The following is a 3,893-nucleotide window of genomic DNA, read 5'->3' on the forward strand; positions in this document are numbered from 1 at the left end:
GGGGGCGGCTGGAGGCCCCGGCGAGGGCCAGGGCGGGCACGGGGCCGGCTCCGTGGTCCCGCAGCCCGCTCACGCCGCGCACGCGCCGCAGCCGACCGCTTACCCGTATCCGGACGGCTGCGGAAGCTGGCAGCAGGCGGATGTGCGCACGGCGCGCGACCGGCTGGGCTGGCGGCCCCGCATCGGGCTGGAGGAGTCGCTGGCCGACATCTGGATGGAGGCGGCATGCCGTATCTGACCCGGCCGGGCGGTACGGGACGGCCACCCGGCGCGTCCGGCGGCCCCGGCGACAGGCCCGGACTCGCCGTCCCCGGCTGCGCGCACCCGATGCTGGCACCCGCCGAGTGGGCCGAGCTGTCGCGCCCCGGCGTGGGGGCGCTGCCGGGGCCCAGGGGCGTCGGCGGACCGCTCCAGTGGGCGGTGCTGGACGTCAGCGGGGGGCCCGGGATGCGCCTGGACCCGTACTGCGCTCCTGCCGCTGCTGCGCTGCGGCAGGCAGGTGTGGCGCTGCTGGGTCATCTCGACATGCGATACGGATCCCGTCCATTCGGTGAGCTGGTCTCCGAAGCGCACCGGTTCCTGGAGTGGTACACCGTGGACGGCTTCTACTTAGCGCACTGTCCCGGCGTCTCCGAACGGCTCCCGGAGACGCGCCGAACGGTGACGACCCTGCGCGCCCTGAGCGGCGGCGGCCGTACCGTCCTGGCGCACGGGACCTCGCCGTACGAGGGGTACGCGGACTGCGCCGACCAGTTGGTGACCTTCAGCGGGAGCTGGGCCGACTACCGCTGGTCCCAGGCGGCGGAGTGGACGGCCGGGCATCCGCCCGAGCGCTTCTGCCACGTGGTGCACGGTCTGCCGCGCACCCATCTCGACGAGGCGCTGCGCATCGCCCGCTGGCAGGGGGCGGGCACCGTCTGCTTCACCGACAGGACAGCACGCGGCGGACAGGACCCCTGGGAGACCCTGCCCGGCTACTGGGACGAGATCGTCTCGCGCACCGGACCAGGTGTCTCGGAATGAGACCGGGCGTGGCAGTGTTACGTGAGGAGCATCCGCCCTCGGCGGGCGGTATCCCGTACGTCCCACCGACCAACGGAGTCCCCGTGTCACTGCCACCCCTGGTCGAGCCAGCCGGCGAGCTCACCGTCGACGAGGTCCGCAGGTATTCACGCCACCTGATCATCCCGGACGTCGGGATGGAGGGGCAGAAGCGGCTGAAGAACGCAAAGGTGCTCTGTGTGGGTGCGGGCGGCCTCGGTTCGCCCGCACTGATGTACCTCGCCGCCGCCGGTGTCGGCACGCTCGGCATCGTCGAGTTCGACGAGGTGGACGAGTCCAATCTGCAGCGGCAGATCATCCACAGCCAGTCGGATGTCGGCCGCTCCAAGGCCGAGTCGGCTAAGGAGACGGTGCTCGGGATCAACCCGTACACCACGGTCAACCTCCACGAGGAGCGCCTCGACTCCTCCAACGTGATGGAGATCTTCGCCCAGTACGACCTGATCGTGGACGGCACGGACAACTTCGCCACCCGCTATCTGGTCAACGACGCGTGCGTGCTCCTGAACAAGCCGTACGTGTGGGGCTCCATCTACCGCTTCGACGGTCAGGCGTCCGTCTTCTGGAGCGAGCACGGCCCCTGCTACCGCTGCCTGTACCCCGAGCCCCCGCCGCCCGGCATGGTGCCCAGTTGCGCGGAGGGCGGCGTGCTGGGCGTGCTGTGCGCCTCCGTCGGGTCGATCCAGGTCAACGAGGCCATCAAGCTGCTGGCGGGCATCGGTGAGCCGCTGGTCGGCCGCCTGATGATCTACGACGCGCTGGAGATGACCTACCGCCAGGTGAAGGTCCGCAAGGACCCGGACTGCGCGGTGTGCGGGGAGAACCCCACGGTCACCGAGCTGATCGACTACGAGGCGTTCTGCGGCGTCGTCTCCGACGAGGCGCAGGAGGCCGCCGCCGGGTCGACCGTCACTCCCAAGCAGCTCAAGGAGTGGATCGACGACGGCGAGAACATCGACGTCATCGACGTGCGCGAGCCCAACGAGTACGAGATCGTCTCGATCCCCGGCGCCCGCCTGGTCCCGAAGAACGAGTTCCTGATGGGCGACGCGCTCCAGGGCCTCCCGCAGGACAAGAAGATCGTCTTGCACTGCAAGACGGGTGTCCGCTCCGCGGAAGTCCTCGCCGTCCTGAAGAACGCCGGGTTCTCCGACGCCGTGCACGTAGGCGGCGGCGTCATCGGCTGGGTCAACCAGATCGAGCCGGACAAGCCCGTCTACTGACCGCGACAAGGCGCTCCCGCGCGGGGCGAGGACGTCAGGGGCAGACGGTGCCGTCCTTCGGCGCCCTGCCGTCCAGCAGATAGCCGTCGACGGCCTTCCGCACGCAGGAGTCGCCCGTGTCGTAGGAGCCGTGCCCCTCGCCCTTGTAGGTCAGCAGCCGCGCGCTGCCGCCCAGCGCTCGGGCCATCCTCCGGGCGCCCTCGTACGGGGTCGCCGGATCGCCGGTGTTGCCGACCAGCACGATGGGCGGCGCGCCCGGAGCGGAGACGTCCGGCGCCGTGCGGCGGCCCGTGGCGGGCCAGTTGCGGCAGTGCGCCAGGCCCCACGCGGACGCCGGGCCGAAGACGCCGGAGGCCCGTGTGAAGGCGGGGAGCCGGGCCTTGATGTCCTGCGCGGTGTAGCGCTTCGCGGTGTCGGCGCAGTTGATGGCCGTCAGGGAGGTCTGCAGCGTGCTGTAGCCGCCGTCCTGGTTGCGGCCGTTGAGGGAGTCGGCGAGGAGCAGCAGGGTGGATCCGCTGCCGTCCCGCAGCGCCTCGTCGAGCCCCTGGCTGAGCGCGTCCCACAGCCGCTCGGAGTAGAGCGCCTGTGCGATGCCGCTCTCCGCCAGCGCCTCGGTGAGCTTCCGCGGGCCGCCGGTGGGCAGCGGTTCGGCGTCCAGCCGGGCGAGCAGTTCGGTGATCTCCCGCTTCGCCTCGGCGGGGTCCGCGCTGACGGGGCACTGCCCGTCCTGGCGCGCGCAGTCCTTCAGATAGCTGTCGAGCGCCTTCTCGAAGCCCGCCGTCTGCCCGAGGGAGCCCTCGGCGGGAGTGGCGCCCGGGTCGGCGACGGCGTCGAGGACCGCCCGGCCGACCCTCCGGGGGAAGAGATGGGCGTACACGCCGCCGAGTTCGCTGCCGTACGAGATGCCGAAGTAGTGCAGCTTGTCGTCGCCCAGCACCGCGCGCAGCAGGTCCATGTCACGGGCGGTGTTCTCGGTGGTGAGGTGCGGCAGCAGCCGTCCCGCCCTCCGTTCACACGCCTGCGCGAACCGGTCCTGGCGGCGGAAGAGCCGCTTCTCCTCGGCGGCCGTGTCGGGCGTCCAGTCGGCGGCGAAGTACCGGTCGAGCTGTTCGCCGTCCAGACAGACGACGCCCTCGCTGCGGCCGACGCCGCGCGGATCGAAGCTCACCAGGTCGTACCGCTGGTGCAGCGCACGGTAGTCCCGCGCGAACGCGGGCAGGGCCGCCACCCCGGAGCCGCCCGGCCCGCCGAAGTTGAACAGCAGGGAGCCGATCCTGCCGCCCCCGCCCCCGCCCTCGCGCTCCCGGGCGCGGACCACGGCGACGCCGAGGGTCGCGCCGCGCGGTGCGGCGTAGTCGACCGGCACCGTGAGGGTGGCGCACTCCCACTCCGTCCCGTCCTCCAGGGGCGAAGGGGACCCCGCGTCCTCGCCCTGCGCGGCGCTCGGCGCGGGACAGCGCGACCAGTCCAGCCGCTGTCCGGTCAGCGCACCCGGGAGGTCCTCCGTACGGTGCTCCCCGCGCTCCGCTGTGGCGGCTCCGCGCGGTGTGTCCGGGGAGGCGTCCGGGCGGGAGGGCGCGGCCGACGAGGACGCGCCCCCGCCCGGCC

General features: G+C 72.4%; 3 protein-coding genes and 1 pseudogene. 3 read left to right on the forward strand and 1 reads right to left on the reverse strand.

The features are described 5' to 3' along the window. The 3 genes and pseudogenes from G5C65_RS39760 to moeZ all read left to right on the forward strand — a co-directional run. A pseudogene (locus tag G5C65_RS39760) lies at window positions 1-238 on the forward strand (hypothetical protein); the annotation flags it as partial. Continuing rightward, the gene (locus G5C65_RS32995) at window positions 226-1,023 is read left to right on the forward strand and encodes a spherulation-specific family 4 protein (protein WP_165302746.1); all 798 of its coding nucleotides are present in this window, start codon (window positions 226-228) and stop codon (window positions 1,021-1,023) included. The pseudogene G5C65_RS39760 and the gene G5C65_RS32995, both read left to right, overlap by 13 nt. Before the next feature lie 83 nt (window positions 1,024-1,106). Next, the gene (gene moeZ, locus G5C65_RS33000) at window positions 1,107-2,285 is read left to right on the forward strand and encodes an adenylyltransferase/sulfurtransferase MoeZ (protein ID WP_165302747.1); all 1,179 of its coding nucleotides are present in this window, start codon (window positions 1,107-1,109) and stop codon (window positions 2,283-2,285) included. A gap of 34 nt (window positions 2,286-2,319) precedes the next feature. On the opposite strand, the gene G5C65_RS33005 is transcribed toward moeZ, so the two are convergent. After that, window positions 2,320-3,893, reverse strand: a 1,574-nt coding sequence (locus G5C65_RS33005; RefSeq protein ID WP_165302748.1) for an alpha/beta hydrolase, incomplete at its 5' end; no start/stop codon positions are given.

Source organism: Streptomyces boncukensis (assembly GCF_011045075.1).
Taxonomy (GTDB): Bacteria; Actinomycetota; Actinomycetes; order Streptomycetales; family Streptomycetaceae; genus Streptomyces; species Streptomyces boncukensis.

Coding starts and splice junctions, on each gene's coding strand:
- G5C65_RS32995 (WP_165302746.1), top strand. CDS start 226: ATGCCGTATCTGACCCGGCCGGGCGGTACGGGACGGCCACCCGGCGCG.